The following is a 21838-nucleotide window of genomic DNA, read 5'->3' on the forward strand; positions in this document are numbered from 1 at the left end:
GATAGAATTCCTGGGTGAATCGACAGCATCAGAGCAAGTTTGGCCGTTTTGGACGTTCTGGGACCTCCCGACGTTGGTTGATGATCCTGATGGCAGGACTGTTGAGCGTGCTGTCGCTGCCGGTCCTGCAAGGGACGCCGGCTTCTGCTGCGCCGAATTCACTGCAGATCGACAAGAGCGTCGATGTCGCGAAGCCGGCACCCGGCGAGGTGTTCACCTATTCGATTCAGGTGCGCTGCTCCGAGGACGACTGCCTCGACACCCAGGTCGTCGACGAGCTTCCCGATGATCTGATCGGCTTCCCCATCACGGGTGTGACGTTGAGCCCGAACGCCACGAGCGTCCCGCGCGATGTGACGTGGGCCCCCGGCGGTACGTCGACGCCTCCGGCGACCGTCACGGCCGACACGAAGCTGACCGTCGATCTCAAACAGGTCACGGATGATCCGGCCGGCGTCGGCCTCCAAGCCGGTACGACCTACACGATTCAGATCTCGCTGAAGGTGCCCGAGAACTACCCACCGGGCAACAGCGGCGACATCGTCAACACCGCGTCGGTGTCGGCGTCCAATGCCAACACCAAGACGAGTGCTGCCACGATCAACATCGAGTCGGCGATCAAGATGGGCGCCGCCGTTGACAAGAGCTGGTCGCCGTCGAGTCAGAGCTTTAATCCCGGTGCTGAGTCGACGATCGGACTGGAGATCGGCAACACGTCGAATGTTTCCGTCGACAGCCTGACCATCCAGGAGCCCAAGAACGCCCCCAACGGTGCCGCGAACCTCGACTCGAGCAACCCCTACACGATCACCGACTTCGCAGGCTTCGGCGATGTGACGCTGCCTGCGGGCTGCGAGAACGTCAAGGTCTCTGCCTACGTCTACTCCGGCGGTAGCTGGAACTGGGTGGCTGGAACCGAAACGGCGACTCCGACGACCCTGGCACTGCCCAGCGGTGTCAGCGCGGGTGACGTCGGAGGAATCCGGGTCACGTGCGCCGGCGACATCGAGCCGGGCCAGAAGATCTCGCTCGACCTCGACGTCGAGCAGCGGGCGACCCATCGCAATGACGACAGTGATCTGTCGACCGCGGTGCACAAGGTCGACAACGTCGCGACCGGCACGGCCGCCCTCGAGGGCCAGGATTCGGCCACTGACGACGATTCGGCCAGCTTCACGGTCAATCCGGCGATCCCCACCGTCGAGGCGGCCAAGGACATCACGCCCGGCAGCATCACGGCGGGCCAGTCAGCCACCGCGACGATCACCGGAACCAACGGTGGGATTCCGGTCAAGTCGATGACGGTCGCCGACCTCGACTTCTTCACCGCCGATGTCACCTTCGACGGATTCTCATCGGCACCGACGTGGCCTGCCGGTGCAACCGCGGCCACCGTGAAGTATCACCTGCTCGGCGGTGGAGCCGAAGACGTGTCATTCACCGAGGGCAACAAGCCTGCGGATCCCAGCGGCAACATCTCCGGATTCGAGATCACCTGGACCGGTAACACGATCGCCGCAGACGAGACCGCGACGGTCAAGTTCGATATCGCGACCAGCGAGACGGCGACCGGCAACGAACCCGATGTCACGTTGACCAACACGGTCGACACCGACGTCGAGTCATCCAATGGGCTGAAAGCCGACGATTCGGCCAATGACACCTTGCGCATCGTCGACCCCAGCATCGAAGCGACGCTCGAGAAGACCGTGCGTCCGTCGTCGGCTGTCCAGCCAGGTGAAACGGTCATCTCGTCGCTGGACGCCAATGCGAGCGCGACCGGCGATGGCGCGGTCCTCCACGACATCGTGGTCGAAGACGCCCGCGCCAACGGTGACCACGAATTCTGGAATGCCTTCGACCTGAAGTCGATCGCCTCGACCCAGGTTCCGGCCGACACCGAGTTGACCGTCGAGGTCAAGGGCACCGATGGAACGTGGCACACGCTCACGGTCCACAGCCCTGACCCGAGCACCACGATCTTCAAGATGACAGAGGCCCAAGTCACCTCCGCGCTGACGGGACTGGGACTGACCAGAGACGACGTCGTGGGAATCCGATTCAGTTTCCACAACGAGGACGGCTTCGCGTCGGATACCTCGGTCACCCCCAATATCGTGTTCGAGGCGCGTGGCGATCTGCGCGATGGCGGAGCGGTCACCCCCGGAACCAATCAGCCGACGCAGTACACCAACACCGCCACCGTGACCGGTGAGGGCGAGACCGCCGGCGGCACTCCGCTTGAGGGTGAGGACACCGACACCGGTGTCGGCACGATCGAGACTCTGCCGGGTGCGCCCGGCCCGCTCGGCATCGAGAAGCACTGGGTCGAGGACAACGTCGACGCTCAGTCCAACGACCAGGCGAGCACGAACCTCGACTGGCGGGTCAGCGAAGGCTTCTCGCCGGTCACGATCAGCGATCCGGCCAGCGGATTCGCCAATCCCGCCGACACGGTCTTCGATGCCTTCGACCTGATCGGCATCAAGCCGATCTCGGCCTCGAACACGCCCTACTCCACGGGCTGGTACCTCAAGTACGACACGGTGACCGATGTCCAGCTCTTCCACGGCGGATCCTGGCACTCGGTGCCCGCGCCCGGCGGCAGCTGGATGACGTCCGATCGCGGCTTCAAGGGCTACGAGCTGACCGGCACCGAACGCGCCGACACCCAGGGCATGCGGGTCGTACTGCAGGAGACTGCAAGCGATACCGCGGCGCGTGAGGCGGCGCAGCAGGATGGCAGCGCCTTCGACCCGTTCGCTCCGGAGCCCGACTCCGGCGTCGGTGCAGGAAGCACCGACCGCCGCTTCGGACTCACCTGGCAGCTGCGCGACAAGGCCCGCTCGGACGGTCGCTTCGTGACCGGAAAGGCCACCTACAACACCGCGAGTGCGGGAGAGGTCGACAACACCACGTCACTGAGCGGCAAGCCGCTGACTGGCGGAGTCGAAGTCGAGGACGTCGACAACGACACGATCCTGATCATCGACCAGAAGCCGGCGGCCAAGGTGGCGAAGTCGGTCAACCCGACCAGTGACGTGTTCACGCCGCCGGTCGGCACTCCGACCGAGGACTATCCGACGGCGACGTGGTCGATCGTCGGCCACAACAACTCGACGGCGAAGGCCTCGTACGTCCGGCTGACCGATCCTGCGACGTGCACCGACACATCGCTCGGCGACTGCACGAGCGCAGGCACCGCTGCAGGCGCCGTGGCAGACCCCTTCGACACGGCAGCGAACTATCTGAGCAACACCGACGTCGCGAATCCGTTCGAGCGTTTCGATGCCACCAAGATCACGATCGCCGCGAGCAAGAGCGGTCAGATCGATCCGGCCGCTTCGAAGGTGTGGCTGCTGCATTTCAACGGCGGCGTGTACACGACGACATCGCACACCGTGACCGCTGCGAACGCGCTCTCGGCGAGCGCACTGTCTGATGTGGTCGGCTTCTCGGTGACCTTCCAGGACACCGATCCGGCCGCTTCGGGCGGAACCATCACGCAGGACAACAACTTGACGATCACGGTCGAGTCGAGGCTGCGCGCCACGGTGCGCAGCACGGGCGCCGATCAGGTGCTGCGGGCCGGCCAGACGCTCGATGTGCCCAACCGCGTCTTCGTCCAGTCGTACGATCCGGTCCTGGCCGAAGGCATCACTGAAGGAACCAGCGATGTCGACGATGCGATCGTGACGCTGACCGGTGGCGTCGTCAACGTGACGCCCACCAAGCAGGTCTCACCCGGACTCATCACCGAGCCGGCTCCCGACGTCCCGGTGACGGTGACCCTCGGCGCCAACCAGGGCTCGGATCCGCGTAGCTCCTTGTCGCCGGCCAAGGTCACGATCGAGGATCAGGCCGATTCGGCCGAATTCTGGAATGAGTTCGAGTTCACCGGCCTCGGTGCTGTGACCCTTCCGGCTGGTGCCGACCGCGTCCAGGTCGACGTCTACGACGGGACAGCGTGGGTGACCGGTACGGCCGCCGCGACCGCTGCCTTGCCGGCCGACGTCGACAACGCCGACGTCCAGGGCATCCGCTTCACGTTCACCCGTGCTGACGGCGCACTGTTCTCGCAGACGATCCCGGCCCCGAACTGGACCGGATCAGGGGCCTTCACGGTGCAATTGCGTGACACCTACCGCGATTCGGGCGAGCCGGTGACGTTCGATCACTCGGTCGAGAACACGCAGACCTCGCAGTCGACCCGACCGGACGGCAACGACTCGGCCGAGAAGGATGCGACCGCCAAGATCGACCTGGGCCTGGGAACCCACGAGATCGCGGTGCACAAGCTCACCAACGAGGGAGTACGGACCACCTCCGCAGGTGAGACGGTGCCATTCGATCTGACGTTCAAGAACGTCGGCACGGGCTTTCTGACGGTCGACAAACTGACTGACGTGCTGCCGGCCGAACTCGCCTACAACGGCGATCCGGCACCGGAGTACACCGCCGAGTCGGGCGGACTGCTGTCCGAAGACGTGTCGCTCTCGTCGAGCCCTGATGGCAAGACGCTGACGTTCAACTGGCCCGAGGACGGTCAGAAGATGAAGCCGGGGGAGACGTTCAAGATCCGGCTCTTCCTCGAACTGCAGCCCGGTCTCGGTGCGGGGCAGCGGGCCACCAACACCATGACGGTGCAGACAGCGCAAGAACTCGTGGGTTGTCGCAACACCGAGTCGGGTGGAAACCTGACGGGCGATTGGGCAGCTGACAAGCACACGTGCGGCACCACCGACTACATCGGTGCCGTGACCGGCTCGAACCTGTACACCCTCAAGGGCGTCCGCGGATCAGTCGAAGGCGCTTACCGCCCCGGTGCTCCTTCCGCGATCTGCTTGCCGACGCTGGCCGCAACGGGAGGCAACTTCTACCGTTCGCCGTGTGTTGCCAACAGCCAGCTGGACGGCACGGACGACTGGGTCCTGCACAACGTCAACTCCGGTACCGTCACGATCGACGAGATGACGATCTTCGACCAGCTTCCGGTCGCCGGCGACAAGGCACTCGTCTCCGGCGGTTCGCGAGGTTCGGAATACCGTCCCCAGATGGTCGCCGATTCGCTGCAGGTCACGGCTCCGGCCGGCACGACAAAGGTCGTCGAAGTGACGACCAGCGCCGATGTCTGCGTCGGAACCTGGGACGATCTGGCCACCCAGCCGGTCTGCGAACAGAGCTCTGAGGTCTGGAACGCAGTAGACGGTTCGACCGACTGGTCGAAGGTCACCGGTGTCCGGGTGCATCTCGATTTCCGCACCAGCGCCAAGGGACACCTGGCACCGGGCGAAGCGGCCGACGTCAATTTCTCGACGGTCAACAAGGCCAAGACCGACAGCGATGCCAGCGGCGCATCCGACCAGGTGCCGGCCATCGACCAGCTGGCGTGGAACCAGTACGGCGTCAAGTTCAAGTACACCGGCGCCTCGGTGTTCCGCACGATCGCACCGAGCAAGGTGGGTGTCCACCTCCAGTTCGGAGCGATGCAGTTGGTCAAGAACATCACCGGCCCGGCGAAGCAGTACGCGCCGAAGTCGTTCAAGGTCGATCTGGTCTGTACCGCCGGCGACGTCACACTCGACATGGGCGATGATTCGACGGTCGAACTGACCGAGGGCAATGACTACTCCGTCCGGATCGACGGTATTCCGTTGAGCCAGGACGGCACGTCATGTGTCGCGACTGAGCAAGGAGACCTCGGCGAGTACGGCGAGACTTCGCGTTCCGGTTCGCCGTCCACCGTCGACATCACGACGCCGGTCGCACCGGGCCAGCCGCTGCCCGAGGGCTCGCTGGCTGAGATCAGCAATGACTACCAGTACACGGGCCTTTCGGTCACCAAGAAGGTCGAGACCGAAGCCGGCGGCGCCGAGTTCGGGCCGTTCACGTTCGGGGTCAAGTGCGAGACGGCCATGGGCGACGACGTGCTGTTCGACGGCGATGTCACCGAGCTCGAGTTCACGCTCGAGGACGGCGAGACGTGGACCGCGCCGGCCGACCGGATTCCGGTGGGCGCTTCGTGTGCCGTGACGGAGACCGACAAGTTCTTCGCAGATGACATCTTCGTGACGGGTGACAATGTGGTCGACAACGGCGCTGGCGAGGCGACCGTCACGCCCGGCGTCGATCCGGCCGCGATCGTGTTCACCAACGCGTATGACGCGGCGACTGTCACCCTGGGCAAGGTTGTCGACGGTGCGGGAGCTGCGCTGTACGGCACGAAGCCGTTCACGTTCGCGGTCAAGTGCGAGTACCACGGCCAGACTCCGTTCGAGGGCGAGTTCGAGATCCTGGGCGGCAGCACCAAGACCCTCGGTCCCTTCCCGGCAGGCACCAGCTGCGCCATGAAGGAGACCAAGGCGGCAGGTGCGACGACCACGACGCTGGAACCGGCCGATGGCGTCGTCGTGCTGGCCTGTGAGACCGAACCGGAGCCCGCCGACCGTGCGTCGGCTACGCCCGCGCGTGCCGATCGTGACTGCGATGTGACGCTGACCGCGACCAACACCTTCGACCTGACGTCATTCGACGTGGTGAAGAAGGTCACGGGTGACACGACGGTCGACGGCGCCAAGGGGCCGTTCGAGGTCGCAGCGGTCTGTACCTGGCTCGTCGACGGCCAACGGGTCGCGCTCGACGTACCGGGAGGCGACACGCGCAAGCTGTCCAAGGCCAATGGCTACCGGGCCGGCTTCACCGAGCTTCCGTCCAGCACGGAGTGTGAGGTGACCGAGACCGATGCCAAGGGCGCCGACGAGACGACGATCGTCTCCGAGGTCAAGGGCAAGACCCACAAGGTCAAGGGCGAGAACATCACGGTCGATCTGTCGGCCACCGATGGTCCGGACCAAGCGGTCGTGACGATCACCAACCGGTTCAAGTCCGATGCGGGAGTGGGCGACGACGGCGAGGAGAATGGCATCTTGCCGGGCACCGGCGCATCGGCCAGCCTCTGGACGCTGTTGGCGGCACTGGCCCTGATCGGTGCCGGAACCGCAGCGGTGCGACGGAGTCGCAAGGCCTAGTCACCGCCTCCGAACCGAGATCTGGCGAGCCAAACTCGCCAGATCTCGGTTCAGTTCAGTTCCAGTGTTTGCGTCGGGCGATGAGCCGGGCGAGGCCTGCAAGCAGCGCGGCGATGGCGAGCCACGGCAGGAGAATGCCGACCAGCTCGACGACATTGTTGACCGTCGAGACCAGGCCGTTCCACCCGTCGCGAAGGCCGCCGGTGAATCCGCCGGGCTCGACTGAGTCGACGCTCGCCTTCTGGTTGAAATCGACCGAGACGGTCGACAATTCCACCTGACCGGCCAGTGACCGCTTCTGCGACTGCAGGCTCTCCAGCTGCTCCTGGCGCTTGGTCAGCGCACCCTCTGCGGAGATCACTTCACGACTCGTTGTCGCCTTGGCCAAGATCGCCTCGAGCCGCTCGACCGAGATCTTCAGGGCGCCGATGCGCGCATCGAGATCCCGTGACACCGTGGTGACGTCCTCGTTCTGCAGCGACACGTCGTCGACCGTGCCGTACGTCTTGAGCCGCTCGATCATCGCCGAGACCTTGGTCGCGGGTACCCGGACCTGCAGGGAGGCGCCGGTGGTGTCTCCGGTGCCGTTCTCATTGCGGTTGTCGACGCGTCCACCCAGACTCTCGACGTAGGCACTCAGCTTGGCCGCGCTCTGGCGGGGCTGGGTCACGGTCACCGAGATCGACCCGGTCGTGATGACCTGACGGTCTGCGTCGGCCTTCTCGTCCGAACGCAACGCACCGACGTCAGAGCCGCTGGAGCTCTCGTCACCCGCATCGCCCGCGGAGCTCGGCATATCGGACTGGATCTCAGCTGAAGAGCCTCCGGAATCGGCGGAGGTGGTCGACGTGACGTCGAGCGCCCGGACACCGATGGCACCGAAGCCGATCACCACGACACTGGCAGCTGCGATCCCCACTGTGCGCCGGGCGCGGCGTCCGCGTCGCGAGATGTCGTGGTCGACCGCGAGCATGACGCCGGCCCGCATGGCCTGGATCCGCTCGTCGTGCAGGGTAGGTGTGCTCATGATGTCTCCCTCATGGAACGAAGATCGGCGCGAAGCCGGGTGCGGAGTCGTGAGATGCGGTTGCGGACCACAGCGTGGGTCACCCCGAGCTCACGGGCGGCCATCTCATAGGTGTGTTCGCCGTCGACGCACAGTTCGTAGAGTTGTCGATCGAGGGTGCTGAGTGAGGCGATGGCTTTGTCGATCTCGGCGCGGACCTGACTGGCTTCGACTTCGTCCTCGACCGTGTGGCCAGTATCGAGGTCGGGAGCCAGTTCGCTGCTGCGCCGTCGATGTCCGCTGCGGCGAGCGTTGAGAGCCGTGTAGCGGGCAGTCACGAGCAGCCAAGGCAGCACGGATTCATCGACCAGTGTGATGGTTCCGATCCGTCGCCACATCGTGATGAACGCATCCTGAGTCACATCTTCGGCCTCGCGGTCGTCACCGACGACGCCGTACGCCTGCCAGTACACGGGACGGACATGCCGGTCGTACAACTGCCCGAAAGCGCTGCGGTCGCCGGCTGCGGCACGGGCCAGCAGATCACGGTCCCCGCCGGGTTGGTCCGGGGCGATCGACATAGGTGTCACCAGTCGACTCCGATCTGTGCGGTGGTGCAAGACGTCTTTGACTACAGATGTCCGTTCCGCGCTCACCGTCTCACGGTTCGCGCAGGAAATTTCTCGATCGTGGATGATTGAGGGGCAGAGCGTCGGGAGGTGTCGTGAAACGACTCGCAGTGGCCGCAGCCGTACTCGGCCTGCTCGCCGGCTGTTCGGCCGCGCCCTCCGCGCCGTCCGACGTGCCGGCGTCCGTGCCGCGACCCAGTCCGACGATCGAAACACCTGTACCACCGCCGCCGGCCAAGTTCTCCCGCACGATGTTCGCGGCCTCGACATTGAAACAGTCGACCGATCTGATCGACCAGTGCCGGGGACCTGTGGCGGTTCAGTTGCGCGGCGATCGGCCTGTGCTGGTCGCCGAGCACGACTACTGCGGCGGCGAGGACTGGATCCCTCAACTCGCGACGGGCGATGCGGTGAAACTGGACGGTGACGGAGTCGCGGCCGACACGTACATCGTGACCGGGATCGAACTGGCACCCCGCGGAGTCACGAAGGTTAAAGACCTCCCTGAGGGAGATGTCGTGCTGCAGACGTGTATCTCGGCAGATGAGCTGGTCCTGGTGTCACTGGAGCGTTTCGACGGGCTTCGCGAGTCCTGAGAGTCGGTGACCCGGCGGAGTTGCTATCTTGCGTTGTGCTTCCGTCGCCTCCGAGTTCGCCGTCGCGGGTCGGAGCGTTTTCGGCAGTCGCCTTGGTCACCGGCGCGGTCCTCTTCGGCCTGGGTGTGCCGTGGCTTCTGCCGGCGGTGACCGCCGGATTGTTGATCGCGGCCTTCGCGGTCCGGCTCTCCTGGTCCGGGGCAATGGGTGCGGCAACTGTCGTGTCGGCGGCGGCATTGGCCGGGGCGATGGCGGTGCTTCCGCGCTTGGGCGTCCCGGTGACGACGGGTCTCGTCGTGTTGTTCGTGGCATTGGGCGCCGGAGCAGCAGCTGCGCTGTGGTGGAGCGGTGGGCCGCGGCTTCCGGATCATGACGACAAATGGCTGGCATCGGCGACGGCGATCGTCGCGCTGGGCGTGGCGCTGTTCGCGATCGTCGGACACGCCCGCAACGCAGGCGTCTCGTGGGCGATGTGGAATGACGGCATCTATCACCTGACCGGCACCCGTCAGATCTTGGCCGATGGTGGGCTGCTCGCCAGCAGCGGCAACCGGGATCCACTGGCCAATGAGGTCCTGGCCATTGCGACGGCGCCTGGACGGGGATCGGTCGCCCCCCAGGATCTGCTGCAATTCGACGTCGGACGGCAAGCCCTGGTCATCGTGCTGATGCTCGTGTGGCTGGGCATTCTGGCCTCGGTCATCGTGGCGACGGCGGTGCCGCCGAAGCACAGGTACATCCGCGCGGCAGTCGCGATCGGGATCGGCGCATTGCCGTGGACCTGGTTCATCAGCGGCTTCGCCCTGCGCTTCGGATTCACCAACGCCCTGGTATCGATGGTCGTCCTGCTGGCGGCCTGGCTGATCTGGTCGGCGGCACCACAATCTCCGGTTTTGGCATCAGCGCTACTGATGCCGGCGGCCGTCGCGCTCCTGGCAGCCTGGGCTGTGCTGGCTGTGGTGCCCATGGGATGGGGTGCTTGGATCATCTGGCGCTATCGAAGCGAACATCTGGCTTTACGTGGTGCCGGTGCCACGGCCTGGTTCGCAGTCATGGCTGCTTCGGCCGCCTACGCGGGGTGGGTGACAGCACCTGGTGTCAGTACGTCCGACGAGGCGGGGTTGAGCGCCGAAGGTGGCTTCTTCGAGTTCGCTGCCTTTGCCCCGGCACTCGTCCTGATGGTCCTTCTGGCGCTCGCGTGGGTGACCTCGCGATCGACCGGCGATATGTGGAGTCGCACAGGCAGTTTCGTGTTCGGTTTCGCGGCGCTGGTCGGTCTCGCCGTGTTGCTGAGTCAACGCATGGGGAGCGATGCCACGTTGTGGGGCTACTACCCGCAGAAGTACACCTGGGTCCTCTGCGTGCCGGCAATCGTGATCGCGGCTCGGCTGGTCGCTCAGGCGGTCAGTCTCGACCTGCGCCGTGGGCGTGACCGGTTGGCTGCTCCGGCGGTGATCGTGGGAATCGCCATCGTCGTGATGCTCATTGCGCCGCCGAGCGCCTCGCCGCTCGTGGCGAGGGGTGGGGGAGTCGCGATGGTGTTGCCGGTCCTGACCATCGTGGATGGCGCGCATGGAACGTTGGCCGATGACCTGGGTTACCTGTCAGCCGCCGCGCCGGTGTTGTTCGCGCATTCGGAGCCGGATCGTCCGGTGCTGTTGGCACGCTACTTACCGGACACAGTTGCCGAAGGATGGGTCAACGAGTGGACCGTCGAACTCGCGCGTAGCGACGGCAGCACGATGTCGCGCCGTAACGTCCAACGGCTTGACCTACGAGAGCCGGCCGACTTGTGCGAGCTGTTGGCGACGTCGAATCGGCCCGTCACAGTGCTCAGCCGCGACCAAGGTTTGCTCGACCGAGCCCGCGGCCGCTGTCCCAGTGAAACCGCAATTTGGACCCTCGCTGACTGAATCAGGTGGTAGGTTCCCGGCAGGGGGAGCCGTTCGGGTGTCAGGCTGAGCGGTCGAGGAGGAGCACTGCACGGGCCCGGGAGACGCTCGTGCAGGTTTCGCAGCTATAGGGAGAAGTTGTGAGATCCGACAACCGTTCGCGGGGCAGAAAACGCCGAAACCACCGGTCAGATCGCGGTGCGGCAATGGTCGAGTTCGCCCTCGTTCTGCCGATCTTCTTGGCCCTCGTGTTCGGCGTCATCAGCTACGGCTACATGCTGAGTTTTCGTCAGGCCGTCAGCCAAGCAGCGGCCGAAGGTGCCCGGGCCGCAGCCGTGGCACCGCCCGGCATGACCGATGGGGTGCGGACGACCAAGGCGACTGCGGCGATCAACAATGCCCTCGGCGGCTACGGCATCACCTGTGTCTCGGGGCAGCTGCGCAAGGGCAGCACCCCGGTGGGTACGTGCGCAGTGCCGCCGGCAACTGCATGTCCGAATGACGTGACCCGCCGGTGCGCGACCGTCACGGTGACGCACCAGTACCGTGCCAATCCGCTGATCCCGAACTTCCCCGGTCTGGGATTCTCGTTGCCTGAGCAGCTCACCTACACGTCGGTTGTCGAGGTCGGCTGATGCCGGCGAAGTCCCGTGACGAACGCGGCTCGATTCTGCCGCTGACGGTCTTCCTGGTTGTCGTCGTCCTGACGTTCACGGCGTTCGCGGTAGACCTCGGCATCAAGCGGGTCGCCCGCAGCGATATGCAGGCGATCGCCGATGTTGTGGCTCTCGACCTGGCGCGGCAGATGGAGGGCCGCACCCGATCGACGATCGAGGCGGATCCTGCCTGGCTGCAGGCCCGCAATCGAAGCGTGGCCCGTAACAAGACGTCGGTCGGCTCGGCTCCGGTGGCAACGCCGGAGCTGGGCAAGGTCGACGCCGCGACGGGTGTGTTCTCGGTTGTGGGACCTTCTGAAGTGCCCACAGCAGTCAGAGTCACTGCCGGGACCAGCGTTGAGTTCACCTTCGTCAGCGGCAGCGGCCAGACGGCGCGGTCGGCGATAGCGACCGTCGACGCACAGGCGTGCTTCGTGATCGGTGGGTATGCTGCGGCCCTCAACAGCGCTCAGTCGCCGTTGCTGCGGGCGCTCGATGTGGCCGGGGTCGATCTGACCGTGATCGGCTCTGGAGGAATTGCCGCGATCGATTCGGCGACAGTGCCGCTGCTCGGCCTGGCCACCGCATTGGGCGTCGGCACACCGGCAGAACTGACCAATCTCAACGTCAGCCTGCTGACTTTCGTCAAGGCGGCCGCGACGGCGATCGGTAGCTCGAACACCGCAGCCGTCACCGCCCTGAACGCTCTGGCACTCGAACTGAGCGGTCTACCGCCCATGAAGGTCGGCGACATTCTGGGACTTGAATCCGGCGACAACTCGGCGTTGGGTCTCGGAGTCAACGCCTTGGATCTGATCACCGCCGCTCTCTTCATCGCCGGTAAGGGGCACGCTGTGGCGATCCCGGGGGTCACGATCAACCTGCCGGGGCTCGCGACACTCGGGATCGTGTCGACGATCATCGAGCCGCCCAAGATCGCATGCGGTCGTCCCGGCAAGGCCACCGCGCATTCGGCGCAGATCAGGCTCGCGCTCGACGGAGATGTGCTGAAAGTGCTGACCGGCCTGGCGAACGCCAAACTGCATGTCGGCGTCACTGTCGCGGATGCGGTGGGCACACTGTCGTCGATCCGTTGCAACGTCGCCGGTGCCGGACCGAAGCTCGTGGTCGACACGTCGTCGGGGGTCGCGGCCGTCGATGTCGGGCTGACGGCCAAACTCAGTCTGCTGCTTACTACGGCCAAGCTCGACGTTCAGGTCGGACCGAGTTCCGTTGCGCCCCGCGGTCCGCAGCCGATCACACTGCAGTTCGCAGCTCCGCCTTCGACTGTCCTGCCGAAGGCAGCCATGACGGGTGGTCTGACCAGTCTTGGTCTGTCGAGTCTGGACCCGAAAGTGACGCTGACCCCTGACCTGTTGGGTCTGCTCAGCGGGGTCTTGGATACGGTGTTGAGCGGGGTGCTGACGCCGATTCTGGCCGCCCTCGACAGCACCTTGGCGACTCTCTTGTCGCCGGTATTGGATCTGGTCGGCATCAGACTGGGTGGGGCCGAAGTCAGCGCTGCGGGTATGCCGAGCTGCAACTCGCCTCAATTGAACGGATGAGCCGCTTCGCCTGGTCGTCGCGTGCGGTCGTCGCGCTGATGATCGGTCTGGTCGTGTGGGGAATCGCCGCGGGCGCTCCAGAGACAAGCGGCCAGCGTCACGGACCTGCGGATGCGGATCTTCGGCTCTATGCCGCGATCGGCCAACAGATGGGGCAGGGGACGGGCTACTACGCGGCGGTGGCGGAACACCAGTCCCGGCTCGGCTACCCGACCCGGCCTGTCATGACGGTGCGCGAACCGACCCTGGCTTGGGTCGTCGACACCGTAGGGGGACCTGACGCGGCACGGGTGCTGTTGCTCGGGCTTGCGATCGTGACGTCGGTCGTCATGGTTGTCCGCTTGCGATCGGTCATGTCGTCATTCGCGAGCTGGGCTGCTGCGGGCACCTTGTCGACACTGTCACTGCTCCTGATGGCGTGGACGGATCTGGTCCTCCTGCACGAGGTTTGGGCAGGTGTCCTGATCGCCTGGTCCATCGCGCTACGGACCCGTCGGCGGTGGTTGGCGAGTGTCGTAGCCGGCCTGGCCGCGGCGTTGATCCGCGAACTCGCAGTGCCGTACTTGCTGGTGATGTTGTTCCTTGCCTGGCGTGATCACCGCCGCCGTGAAGTGGTTGCCTGGGGGCTCGCGCTCGTTGCTTGGGCGATCTTCTATGGGGTGCACATATGGCGGGTGCTCGACCTCGTGCCTGCGGGAGACAGCGCCTCGCCGGGCTGGCTCGCTGCGGAGGGCTGGCCCCTGTTCGTCGAGATGATCAGATCACGCTCGATGCTGGTGTTGTTGCCGTTCTGGGTCTCAGCCGCCGTGGTTCCGCTCGCTCTCCTGGGATGGTGGACGCGCAAGTCGGCGTATTCGATTCGGGTGGCATTGACGCTCACGGTTTACGCAGTGGCGTTCATGGTCGTCGGCCGGGCTGACACGACGTACTGGGGCTTCTTGTTGGCCGCGCTGGCGTTGCCGGGGATCGCGATGGTCCCCAGGGTCCTGGGACCCATGGCGGACTCTCGGGACCCCGAAAACCGACCGGCGGGAGATGTTGCCAGAACGACGGCGAATTCCCGCCTGGAAGTGGTTCCAACTGACTCGGAGTGACTAGTTCAAGATGGCTCGAACGGATCGTGGCCGAGCGGACTTTATGCCCTAGGTTCATCGGTAGGGAGCGTCGCCGACCGGCGACGGGCAGCACAGCTAGAGGGAGAAAACCATGTTCGTTTTGGCATCCATCATGTCGTACGTCGTCAATCTGGAAGAGCGTCGCAAGGACGACAAGGGCGCGACCGCCGTCGAGTACGGCCTGCTCGTGGCCCTGATCGCCGCCATCATTATCGCTGCGGTTGCGCTGCTCGGTACGAATATCGATAAGGCATTCGGAAAGATCAACAGCAAGCTCACTTGACGTCCAGGCCGGTGCCGACGATCTCGGGTCGTCAGCACCGGCCGGCCGCGCATTTGGGAGACTGCGCCGCCACAACTGCATGACCTGAGCGTGCTGTACCGCTTCACATCTAAGGGAGTAGATCGTGAACAAGAAACTCGCTGCCATCGTCGCAGCGATAGTCCTGGCGTTGCTGGGCATCGTGGCGCTCGTCAGCTACGTCAACAACGCAGACGATCGGGCGTTGGAGAACGTCGAGCTCGCAACGGTCCTGCGGGTGACCGAGCAGATCGACCCGCTGACGTCGGCCGCCGACGCCCAGAGCAAGGTCGAGGCCGTCAAGATCCCCAAGGTCGCGGTTGTGCCGGGCGCCTTGACGAGTCTTGATGAGGTCGCCGATCTGGTGACGGTCGGTCCCTTGGTTCCCGGCGATCAGCTCACCGCTGCGAAATTCGTCAAGCCTGATGAGGCGGTCGGGGAGATCACACTGCCCAAAGGCATGCAGGAGCTCACGATCCCGCTGGCCGGCGCGCGCATCGTCGGCGACGCCCTGCATGCTGGCGACAAGGTCGGCGTCTACATCAGTTATCCAGACGGCGCGAAGACCGCCAACCCGATCAACCAGCTGTTGTTGCTGCGGGTGCAAGGTGTAGTGGCAGAGGACGGCACGGCCGGAGAGCCATTGCTGACGTTTGCGGTGTCGACGCCGAAGGCCCAGGCGCTCGTCAACGGTATGGAGTTCGGCAAGGTCTGGCTCAGCAAGCAGAATGCCGACACCGAATCCAAGGACACCAAGACCATGACGCCGTCGGATGTGGCGCCATGAGCATCGCCCTGATCGTGGGAGGCGGCGATGACCTGGCCCGCCGGATGTCGGACGTGATCGGTCACCCGACGGTCGCGCTTGGCGCCGAGTCCGTTGTCGTCGAAGGCGCCAGCCTGCTGCGGGGCCTCGACGCCGCGACCCTGCCTGAAGCCATCGTTTTCACCGATGCGGTGCCCCTGGCGCGTTCGCTGGCGATGGCCGATGAGATCAGGGCCGTCCGTCCCGACATCGACATGGTGCTGATCGCCGCCGCCGAACGCGAGATCATGCGTGATGCGATGCGGGCAGGTATTCGCGATGTAGGCCCGTCGATCGACGATCCCGCCCTGCTGGCCGGTCTGCGTGATCGACTCGATGCCCGATCGGGCATCGCGCGCCTGGCCGCAGCGGCCCCGGTCCAACAGGCGCCGGTCGACTTCAGCTCCCGCACAATCGCTGTCGTGTCGCCCAAGGGTGGGGTCGGCAAGACGAGTGTTGCCAGCAATCTGGCCGTCGCGTTGGCCCAACTGTCACCGATGGAGGTCGTGCTCCTGGATCTCGATCTGCAGTTCGGTGATCTGTCGACGGTGCTGGACCTCAAGCCGATCCACACCCTGGCCGATGCTTTCGGAACAGCCGCGCGTGACAATCTGCTGCTCAAGACGTATCTGACCGTGCACTCCGCCGGTTTCTACGTCTTGTGCGGGGCCGACTCTCCGGCGGCCAACGACAAGGTCGAAGGTGAGCAGGTCGCCCAGCTGATCCGTCAGCTGCAGGATCAATTCCGTTACGTCGTGGTGGACACCGCCGCCGGTCTCGACGACGCCACGCTGGCCGCGCTCGACTGCGCTGACGACGTCGTACTGATGTCGACGATGGACGTCGCGTGTCTGCGTGGCGTCCGTAAGGAGATCGAGCTGCTGACTGAGCTGTCGCTGTTGCCTGAATCGCGTCATGTCGTGCTCAACTTCGCCGACAAGCAGACCGGCCTGCGGGTCAAGGATGTCGAAGCGATGCTCGGCATGCCGGTCGACTTCGTGATCCCGAGGGCCAAAGAGGTGCCGGCTGCGGCCAATCGCGGCGTGCCCTTGTTGGCGAGCGCCAAGAGCGGACCCTTCGTCAAGACCATCAAAGCGATGTCGAAGCGCATCTACGACCGGGCGCGGGCCGCCGAGGAGAAGCAGGGCCACCGGCGGGTGGACGTCGCATGAGGCTCAGCGACCGGCTGGAGGCCAAGCGCGATGCGCGTGACCACGCGTTGTCGGCCATCGACGCCGAACTGGTTCCCGACCAGGAAGAGGACGTCGAGGCAGTCGGCGATGCATTCGCCGACATCAAGTCGCGGGCATCGGATCAACTGTTCGACCGGCTCGGGGTGCGGATCAGCGATGCCAGCCTGACCGAGAACCAGTTGCACGAACTGGTTCGCGGTGAGCTGACCGAGATCATCGCCACGGATCAGGCATTGCTCAGCGCCGACGAACGACGTCGACTGCTGCGCGATATCGAGGATGACGCGATCGGGCTCGGACCGTTGCAACGGATGCTCGACGACGAGACCATCACCGAGATCATGGTCAATCGCTTCGACAAGGTGTACGTCGAACGCCGAGGACGCCTGAGCCTGTCATCTGCCCGGTTCAACTCCGAGGAGCATCTGCGACGGATCATCGAACGCATCGTCGGCAAGGTGGGGCGCCGTATCGACGAGTCGTCCCCCTTGGTCGACGCCCGTCTGGCCGATGGGTCACGCGTCAACGCGGTGATCCCGCCGCTGGCGGTTGACGGCTCGTCGCTGACAATCCGCAAGTTCTCCAAGACCCCGTTCACGGTGACCGATCTGGTCGCATTCGGCACCATGACCGAACAGATGGCCCATCTGCTGAACGCCTGTGTGCAGGCCAGGCTCAACATCTTGGTCACCGGGGGGACCGGCACCGGCAAGACGACGCTGCTGAACGTGTTGTCGAGGTTCATCCCGGTCAATGAGCGGATCGTGACGATCGAGGACGCCGTCGAACTCAGCCTGCAACAGCCGCACGTCGTCCGTCTGGAGAGCCGTCCGCCCAACATCGAAGGCTCTGGCGAGGTCAAGATCCGTGACCTGGTCCGCAACTCCCTTCGAATGCGCCCCGATCGCATCGTGATCGGGGAGTGCCGCGGCGGTGAGGCACTCGACATGCTGCAGGCCATGAACACCGGCCACGACGGCTCGATCTCGACGCTGCACGCCAATACTCCGCGCGATGCGATGGCTCGGCTCGAGACGCTCGTCCTGATGGCGGGTATGGATCTGCCGTTGCGAGCGATCCGCGAGCAGGCGGCATCCGCGGTCGACCTGGTTGTCCACATTTCCCGGCTGCGCGACGGCAGCCGTCGTATCAGCCACGTGACCGAGGTGTTGGGGCTCGAGGGCGACACGATGGTCATGCAGGACGTCTTCTTGTTCGACTTCGCTGCCGGCGTCGACGCCCATGGACGGTTCCTGGGCACGGCGGTGCCGACCGGCATCCGTCCGCGGTTCAGCGACCGCTTCGAGGAGATGGGCATCGCGTTCGACTTCGACAATCTGGTCAACCACGATCGGCAGGGATGAGGAGATGCTGCTACTGCTGGGACTTCTCCTGATCGCCGCAGCGATCGGTCTGCTGTACGTCGGCGTCGCGGGAGTGCCTGAGGCAAGGGTGCCCAAGGAACGTCTCGTCGCCTTGTCGGTGACCCAGCACAGATCATTGCTGACCCGCGTGACAGACGGCGTCGTGGCTCAGGTCGAGACGGTTCTGAGCCGTCGGGGCTGGCGTCCGTTCTCGGCCAGCGAACTCGAGTTGGCGGGCGTGCGGGCGTCGATCGCCTCCCTGGTCGTGATGATCCTCAGTTTCTCGGTCGTTGCCTTCGCGGGCGGCTTTCTGCTGTTCGGCGGACCACTGGGCGGGGTGTTGCTGGCGCTGCTGGTCCCGATCGCGTGGAAGGCCGTGCTGAGCATTCGGGCCGACCGCCGGCGCAAGAGGTTCGCCGATCAGCTGCCGCAGGCCTTGCAGATGATCGCCGCCGCCTTGCGGGCCGGGCACAGCATCACCCGCGCGATCGAGGCGGTCGCGCAAGAAGCGGCGCCGCCCATCAATGAGGAGTTCGCCCGGGTCGCCAACGAGGTCAGATTGGGACGCGATCTCGTGGAGGCACTCGAACAGGTCGCGGTGAGGATGGAGTCTGAGGATTTCGGCTGGGTCGCCGGTGCGATCGGGTCCCAACGTGAAACAGGCGGCAACCTCAACGAGATCCTCGAGCAGGTGGCAGAGACGATCCGCGAGCGCGGTCATATCCGTCAGCAGGTGCGGTCATTGTCGGCCGAAGGTCGGATCTCGGCGTACATCCTGATGGCTCTTCCCATCGTCATCGGCGTCTACTACGGCCTGGTCAGCCAGGAGATCATGGGCGCCTTCATCGGCTCCGGGATGGGCAAACTGCTGCTCGCCGGGAGCCTCATCCTCTACGTGCTCGGCGGTCTCTGGATGCGCTCTGTCGTGCGGATCGAGTTCTGACATGGCCGCCTATCTGATCCTCGGCATCGCCTTGATTGCTGGCTCATTGGTGTGCCTGTCGGCTGCGATGGGACTCATCACGGTGCCGAACGGAGCCATGCAGAAGCGGGTGCGGGCCTTCTCGTCGAACGTCGAACAGACTGCGCGGAGTGCGCGTAGTTCGGCCGGGAGCGAGTCGGGTTGGCTGGCCAGATTGACACCTGTCTCGATGTTGGATCGGATCGAGCGCAATATGGTGTTGGCCGGACGTCCCGAAGGCTGGTCGCGTCAGCGCGTCATCTTGCTGAAGCCGCTCGGTGCCGCATTCGGTCTGCTGTTCGCAGTGGTGATCGTCTCCAAGAGCGACAACCCCCTGTGGCTGCTGGTGGGTCTCGGGGCGATCGTGCTCGGGTATTTCGTCCCTGACCTGTTGGTCTACAACTATGCGATCAAGCGGCAGGAACTGATCCAGAAGGCGCTGCCCGACACTCTCGACCAGATCGTCATCTCGATCGAGGCGGGAGTCGGCTTCGAATCAGCGCTGACCCGGTCGGCCGAGAAGGGCACCGGCCCGTTGGCCGAGGAGTTCATCCGTCTCATCCAGGACGTGTCGCTCGGCATGTCGCGCCGCGAGGCCTATCTCGCGCTGGCGGGACGGACTTCTGTCGATGAGTTGCGCAACTTCGCACGTGCCATCGTGCAGGCCGAGCAGTACGGCGTCTCGATCGCTTCTGTCGTACGTACTCAAGCGCGGGAGATGCGCATCTCACGCCGCAGCCGGGCCGAGGCCAGGGCGCAGCAGGTTCCGGTCAAGATCCTCATGCCGCTGATGCTGTGCATACTTCCCGTGCTGTTCATCATCGTGTTGGGCCCGCCTGTCGTGAACGCCTACGCGATCAACTAGACCCCGCTCCCTCGGGGAGTCAGCCCGGACCGGCATCCGTCGGCCCGGGCTGACTTGTACCTGAACCGTCCCGGTGTCTGCTGGTTTCCCATGAGGCCTCCGGGTCTTGTCACGCCCCAAGCGCTGTAACGCGAGGTGCGTGGCGGAAACGCTAGGCCTCATGGGAAACCGACGAGGCGGCAGCACTGTGACCCTTGCCACGTCGCTTTACATTTAGTACCTTGATGTAAAGCGACCCACCAGGAGGCACGGCATGACGATCGAGGCAACTGTCGACGGGACGGTCATTCGATGGCGTGACAGGAAGCGTTACCTGTGGCTCATCGGCGCGATCGTGCCGCTGATCCCGGTCTCGATGTGGGGGCTGTACGTCCTGACCGATTCGACCCTGGCGTGGTACTTCGGACCGTTCTTCGTGTTCGTGGTCATCCCCATCGCCGACCTGATTGTGGGCCGTGACAGCGAGAATCCGCCCGAAGAGCTCATCGAGGCGATCGAGGAGGACCGCTACTACCGCTGGGTCACGTACGCCTTCGTGCCGGTGCAGGTCATCGGCCTGATCTGGGGCGCCTACCTCTTGGGCGGCGGCACGCTGCCTGGAATCGACGATCCGCTGACCATCGCCCAGAAGATCGGCCTGTCCCTCGGCCTCGGCATGGTGGCCGGCATCGGTATCAACACCGCGCACGAACTCGGCCACAAGAAAGAAGAGTACGAACGCTGGTTCGCTCGGGCCGCCCTCGCGCAGACGTTCTACGGACACTTCTTCATCGAGCACAACCGTGGTCACCACGTCCGGGTCGCGACACCGGAGGATCCGGCCAGCGGCCGCCTCGGCGAGACCGTCTGGGAGTTCATGCCCCGCACGATGTGGGGCAGCCTGGTCAGCGCGTGGGACCTGGAGAAGAAGCGCTTCGCCCGGCAGAAGAAGTCGCACTGGTCGCTCAAGAACGACGTACTCAATGCCTGGGCGTTCTCCGTCGTCCTGTGGGGCGGGCTCATGATCGCCTTCGGGTGGCAGATCCTGCCGTACCTCGTGCTGCAGGGCATCGTCGGCATCTGGCTCCTCGAATCGGTCAACTACCTGGAGCACTACGGCATGAAACGCCGCAAGCTCGACTCCGGCCGCTACGAGCGCGTGCAGCCCAGCCACAGCTGGAACTCCAACAACATCGGCACCAATGTCTTGCTCTACCACCTGCAACGGCACAGCGATCACCACGCCAATCCGACGCGGCGCTACCAGGCGCTGCGCGACTTCAAGGAGGCGCCGGTCCTGCCCACGGGATATGCGGGCATGATCGTGTTGAGCTGGGTGCCGCAGATCTGGCGGTCGGTCATGGACAAGAAGGTCATGGACCACTACGACGGCGACCTCAGCCTCGCCAACGTCCACCCGCGCACGGCCAAGAAGTATCAGCGCAAGTACACCGAGGTTGCCGCATGAGCAGGTTCGTCTGCCCCAATTGCGAGTACCTCTACGACGAGCAGATCGGGAATCCGCGCGAAGGATGGCCAGCCGGCACAGCGTTCAGCGATATCGATCCCGACTGGACCTGCCCGGACTGCGGTGTACGCGAGCAGGTCGACTTCGTCCCGGTCGAGGAGTTCGTCAAAAATGACCAGGACGGCAATATCATCGCCGCAGAGACGCGGGGACGGAAGGACACACAGTCATGAAGCGTTGGGAATGCCTGCAATGTGGATTCATCTACGACGAGGCCGAGGGCTGGGAAGAGGAGAACATCCCGCCCGGCACGAAGTGGGACGACATTCCGGACGACTGGACGTGCCCCGACTGCGGTGCGGCCAAGGCCGACTTCGTCATGGTCGAGCTGGTCTGATGCTGATCGGGGGAGCGA

Annotated in this window: 17 protein-coding genes; 15 read left to right on the plus strand and 2 right to left on the minus strand. The window is 64.8% G+C overall.

Going from position 1 to position 21838, the window contains the following annotated elements; translation table 11 throughout:
- Positions 1 to 80 precede the first annotated feature (80 nt).
- Complete coding sequence (locus tag ACXJKC_RS03430) at positions 81 to 7028, plus strand: DUF5979 domain-containing protein (protein WP_456695269.1); 6948 nt, start codon at positions 81 to 83, stop codon at positions 7026 to 7028.
- Positions 7029 to 7083: 55 nt separating this feature from the next.
- On the opposite strand, the gene ACXJKC_RS03435 is transcribed toward ACXJKC_RS03430, so the two are convergent.
- Positions 7084 to 8055 carry a DUF4349 domain-containing protein gene (locus tag ACXJKC_RS03435; RefSeq protein ID WP_456695270.1) on the minus strand — a complete coding sequence of 324 codons (972 nt, stop codon included), beginning with the start codon at positions 8053 to 8055 and terminating at the stop codon, positions 7084 to 7086.
- Positions 8052 to 8615 carry an RNA polymerase sigma factor gene (locus tag ACXJKC_RS03440; RefSeq protein WP_456695271.1) on the minus strand — a complete coding sequence of 188 codons (564 nt, stop codon included), beginning with the start codon at positions 8613 to 8615 and terminating at the stop codon, positions 8052 to 8054. The genes ACXJKC_RS03435 and ACXJKC_RS03440 overlap by 4 nt, the downstream gene beginning before the upstream one ends.
- Before the next feature lie 143 nt (positions 8616 to 8758).
- Between ACXJKC_RS03440 and ACXJKC_RS03445 the strand changes: the two genes are divergently transcribed.
- The 14 genes from ACXJKC_RS03445 (at position 8759) to ACXJKC_RS03510 (ending at position 21820) form a co-directional block, all read left to right on the plus strand.
- Positions 8759 to 9259 carry a hypothetical protein gene (locus tag ACXJKC_RS03445; protein ID WP_456695272.1) on the plus strand — a complete coding sequence of 167 codons (501 nt, stop codon included), beginning with the start codon at positions 8759 to 8761 and terminating at the stop codon, positions 9257 to 9259.
- Positions 9260 to 9294: 35 nt separating this feature from the next.
- On the plus strand, positions 9295 to 11172 hold the full coding sequence (locus tag ACXJKC_RS03450; RefSeq protein WP_456695273.1) for a hypothetical protein: 1878 nt from the start codon (positions 9295 to 9297) through the stop codon (positions 11170 to 11172).
- Positions 11173 to 11357: 185 nt separating this feature from the next.
- Entirely contained in the window at positions 11358 to 11786 is a 429-nt protein-coding gene (locus ACXJKC_RS03455; protein ID WP_456695274.1) for a TadE family protein, read from the plus strand.
- Entirely contained in the window at positions 11786 to 13372 is a 1587-nt protein-coding gene (locus ACXJKC_RS03460; RefSeq protein ID WP_456695275.1) for a pilus assembly protein TadG-related protein, read from the plus strand. The genes ACXJKC_RS03455 and ACXJKC_RS03460 overlap by 1 nt, the downstream gene beginning before the upstream one ends.
- A complete protein-coding gene (locus tag ACXJKC_RS03465) occupies positions 13369 to 14466 on the plus strand; it encodes a hypothetical protein (RefSeq protein ID WP_456695276.1) in 1098 nt (365 codons plus the stop codon). The genes ACXJKC_RS03460 and ACXJKC_RS03465 overlap by 4 nt, the downstream gene beginning before the upstream one ends.
- A 112-nt stretch (positions 14467 to 14578) precedes the next feature.
- A complete protein-coding gene (locus ACXJKC_RS03470) occupies positions 14579 to 14770 on the plus strand; it encodes a Flp family type IVb pilin (protein WP_456695277.1) in 192 nt (63 codons plus the stop codon).
- Between the two features lie 124 nt (positions 14771 to 14894).
- Positions 14895 to 15575, plus strand: a complete 681-nt coding sequence (cpaB, locus tag ACXJKC_RS03475) for a Flp pilus assembly protein CpaB (RefSeq protein WP_456695278.1) — start codon at positions 14895 to 14897, stop codon at positions 15573 to 15575.
- Positions 15572 to 16765: an AAA family ATPase gene (locus ACXJKC_RS03480; protein WP_456695279.1), complete on the plus strand. Its 1194-nt coding sequence runs from the start codon at positions 15572 to 15574 to the stop codon at positions 16763 to 16765. The genes cpaB and ACXJKC_RS03480 overlap by 4 nt, the downstream gene beginning before the upstream one ends.
- The gene (locus ACXJKC_RS03485) at positions 16762 to 18150 is read left to right on the plus strand and encodes a CpaF family protein (RefSeq protein WP_456695280.1); all 1389 of its coding nucleotides are present in this window, start codon (positions 16762 to 16764) and stop codon (positions 18148 to 18150) included. The genes ACXJKC_RS03480 and ACXJKC_RS03485 overlap by 4 nt, the downstream gene beginning before the upstream one ends.
- 4 nt (positions 18151 to 18154) lie before the next feature.
- On the plus strand, positions 18155 to 19093 hold the full coding sequence (locus tag ACXJKC_RS03490) for a type II secretion system F family protein (protein ID WP_456695281.1): 939 nt from the start codon (positions 18155 to 18157) through the stop codon (positions 19091 to 19093).
- Between the two features lies 1 nt (position 19094).
- Positions 19095 to 19976 (plus strand): type II secretion system F family protein, encoded by an 882-nt coding sequence (locus ACXJKC_RS03495; protein ID WP_456695282.1) that lies wholly within the window; start codon positions 19095 to 19097, stop codon positions 19974 to 19976.
- A 253-nt stretch (positions 19977 to 20229) separates the two neighbouring features.
- A complete protein-coding gene (locus ACXJKC_RS03500; protein WP_456695283.1) occupies positions 20230 to 21423 on the plus strand; it encodes an alkane 1-monooxygenase in 1194 nt (397 codons plus the stop codon).
- Complete coding sequence (locus tag ACXJKC_RS03505) at positions 21420 to 21656, plus strand: rubredoxin (RefSeq protein ID WP_456695284.1); 237 nt, start codon at positions 21420 to 21422, stop codon at positions 21654 to 21656. The genes ACXJKC_RS03500 and ACXJKC_RS03505 overlap by 4 nt, the downstream gene beginning before the upstream one ends.
- On the plus strand, positions 21653 to 21820 hold the full coding sequence (locus ACXJKC_RS03510; RefSeq protein WP_456695285.1) for a rubredoxin: 168 nt from the start codon (positions 21653 to 21655) through the stop codon (positions 21818 to 21820). Before ACXJKC_RS03505 ends, ACXJKC_RS03510 begins: the two co-directional genes overlap by 4 nt.
- Positions 21821 to 21838 lie beyond the last annotated feature (18 nt).

It is taken from the genome of Aeromicrobium sp. P5_D10, from assembly GCF_054049535.1.

Excerpts from the sequence above, each read along its gene's own strand:
- ACXJKC_RS03430 (WP_456695269.1), top strand. The coding sequence starts at position 81 with ATGATCCTGATGGCAGGACTGTTGAGCGTGCTGTCGCTGCCGGTCCTG.
- ACXJKC_RS03435 (WP_456695270.1), bottom strand. The coding sequence starts at position 8,055 with ATGAGCACACCTACCCTGCACGACGAGCGGATCCAGGCCATGCGGGCC.
- ACXJKC_RS03440 (WP_456695271.1), bottom strand. The coding sequence starts at position 8,615 with ATGTCGATCGCCCCGGACCAACCCGGCGGGGACCGTGATCTGCTGGCC.
- ACXJKC_RS03455 (WP_456695274.1), top strand. The coding sequence starts at position 11,358 with ATGGTCGAGTTCGCCCTCGTTCTGCCGATCTTCTTGGCCCTCGTGTTC.
- ACXJKC_RS03460 (WP_456695275.1), top strand. The coding sequence starts at position 11,786 with ATGCCGGCGAAGTCCCGTGACGAACGCGGCTCGATTCTGCCGCTGACG.
- ACXJKC_RS03465 (WP_456695276.1), top strand. The coding sequence starts at position 13,369 with ATGAGCCGCTTCGCCTGGTCGTCGCGTGCGGTCGTCGCGCTGATGATC.
- ACXJKC_RS03470 (WP_456695277.1), top strand. The coding sequence starts at position 14,579 with ATGTTCGTTTTGGCATCCATCATGTCGTACGTCGTCAATCTGGAAGAG.
- ACXJKC_RS03480 (WP_456695279.1), top strand. The coding sequence starts at position 15,572 with ATGAGCATCGCCCTGATCGTGGGAGGCGGCGATGACCTGGCCCGCCGG.
- ACXJKC_RS03485 (WP_456695280.1), top strand. The coding sequence starts at position 16,762 with ATGAGGCTCAGCGACCGGCTGGAGGCCAAGCGCGATGCGCGTGACCAC.
- ACXJKC_RS03490 (WP_456695281.1), top strand. The coding sequence starts at position 18,155 with ATGCTGCTACTGCTGGGACTTCTCCTGATCGCCGCAGCGATCGGTCTG.
- ACXJKC_RS03495 (WP_456695282.1), top strand. The coding sequence starts at position 19,095 with ATGGCCGCCTATCTGATCCTCGGCATCGCCTTGATTGCTGGCTCATTG.
- ACXJKC_RS03500 (WP_456695283.1), top strand. The coding sequence starts at position 20,230 with ATGACGATCGAGGCAACTGTCGACGGGACGGTCATTCGATGGCGTGAC.
- ACXJKC_RS03505 (WP_456695284.1), top strand. The coding sequence starts at position 21,420 with ATGAGCAGGTTCGTCTGCCCCAATTGCGAGTACCTCTACGACGAGCAG.
- ACXJKC_RS03510 (WP_456695285.1), top strand. The coding sequence starts at position 21,653 with ATGAAGCGTTGGGAATGCCTGCAATGTGGATTCATCTACGACGAGGCC.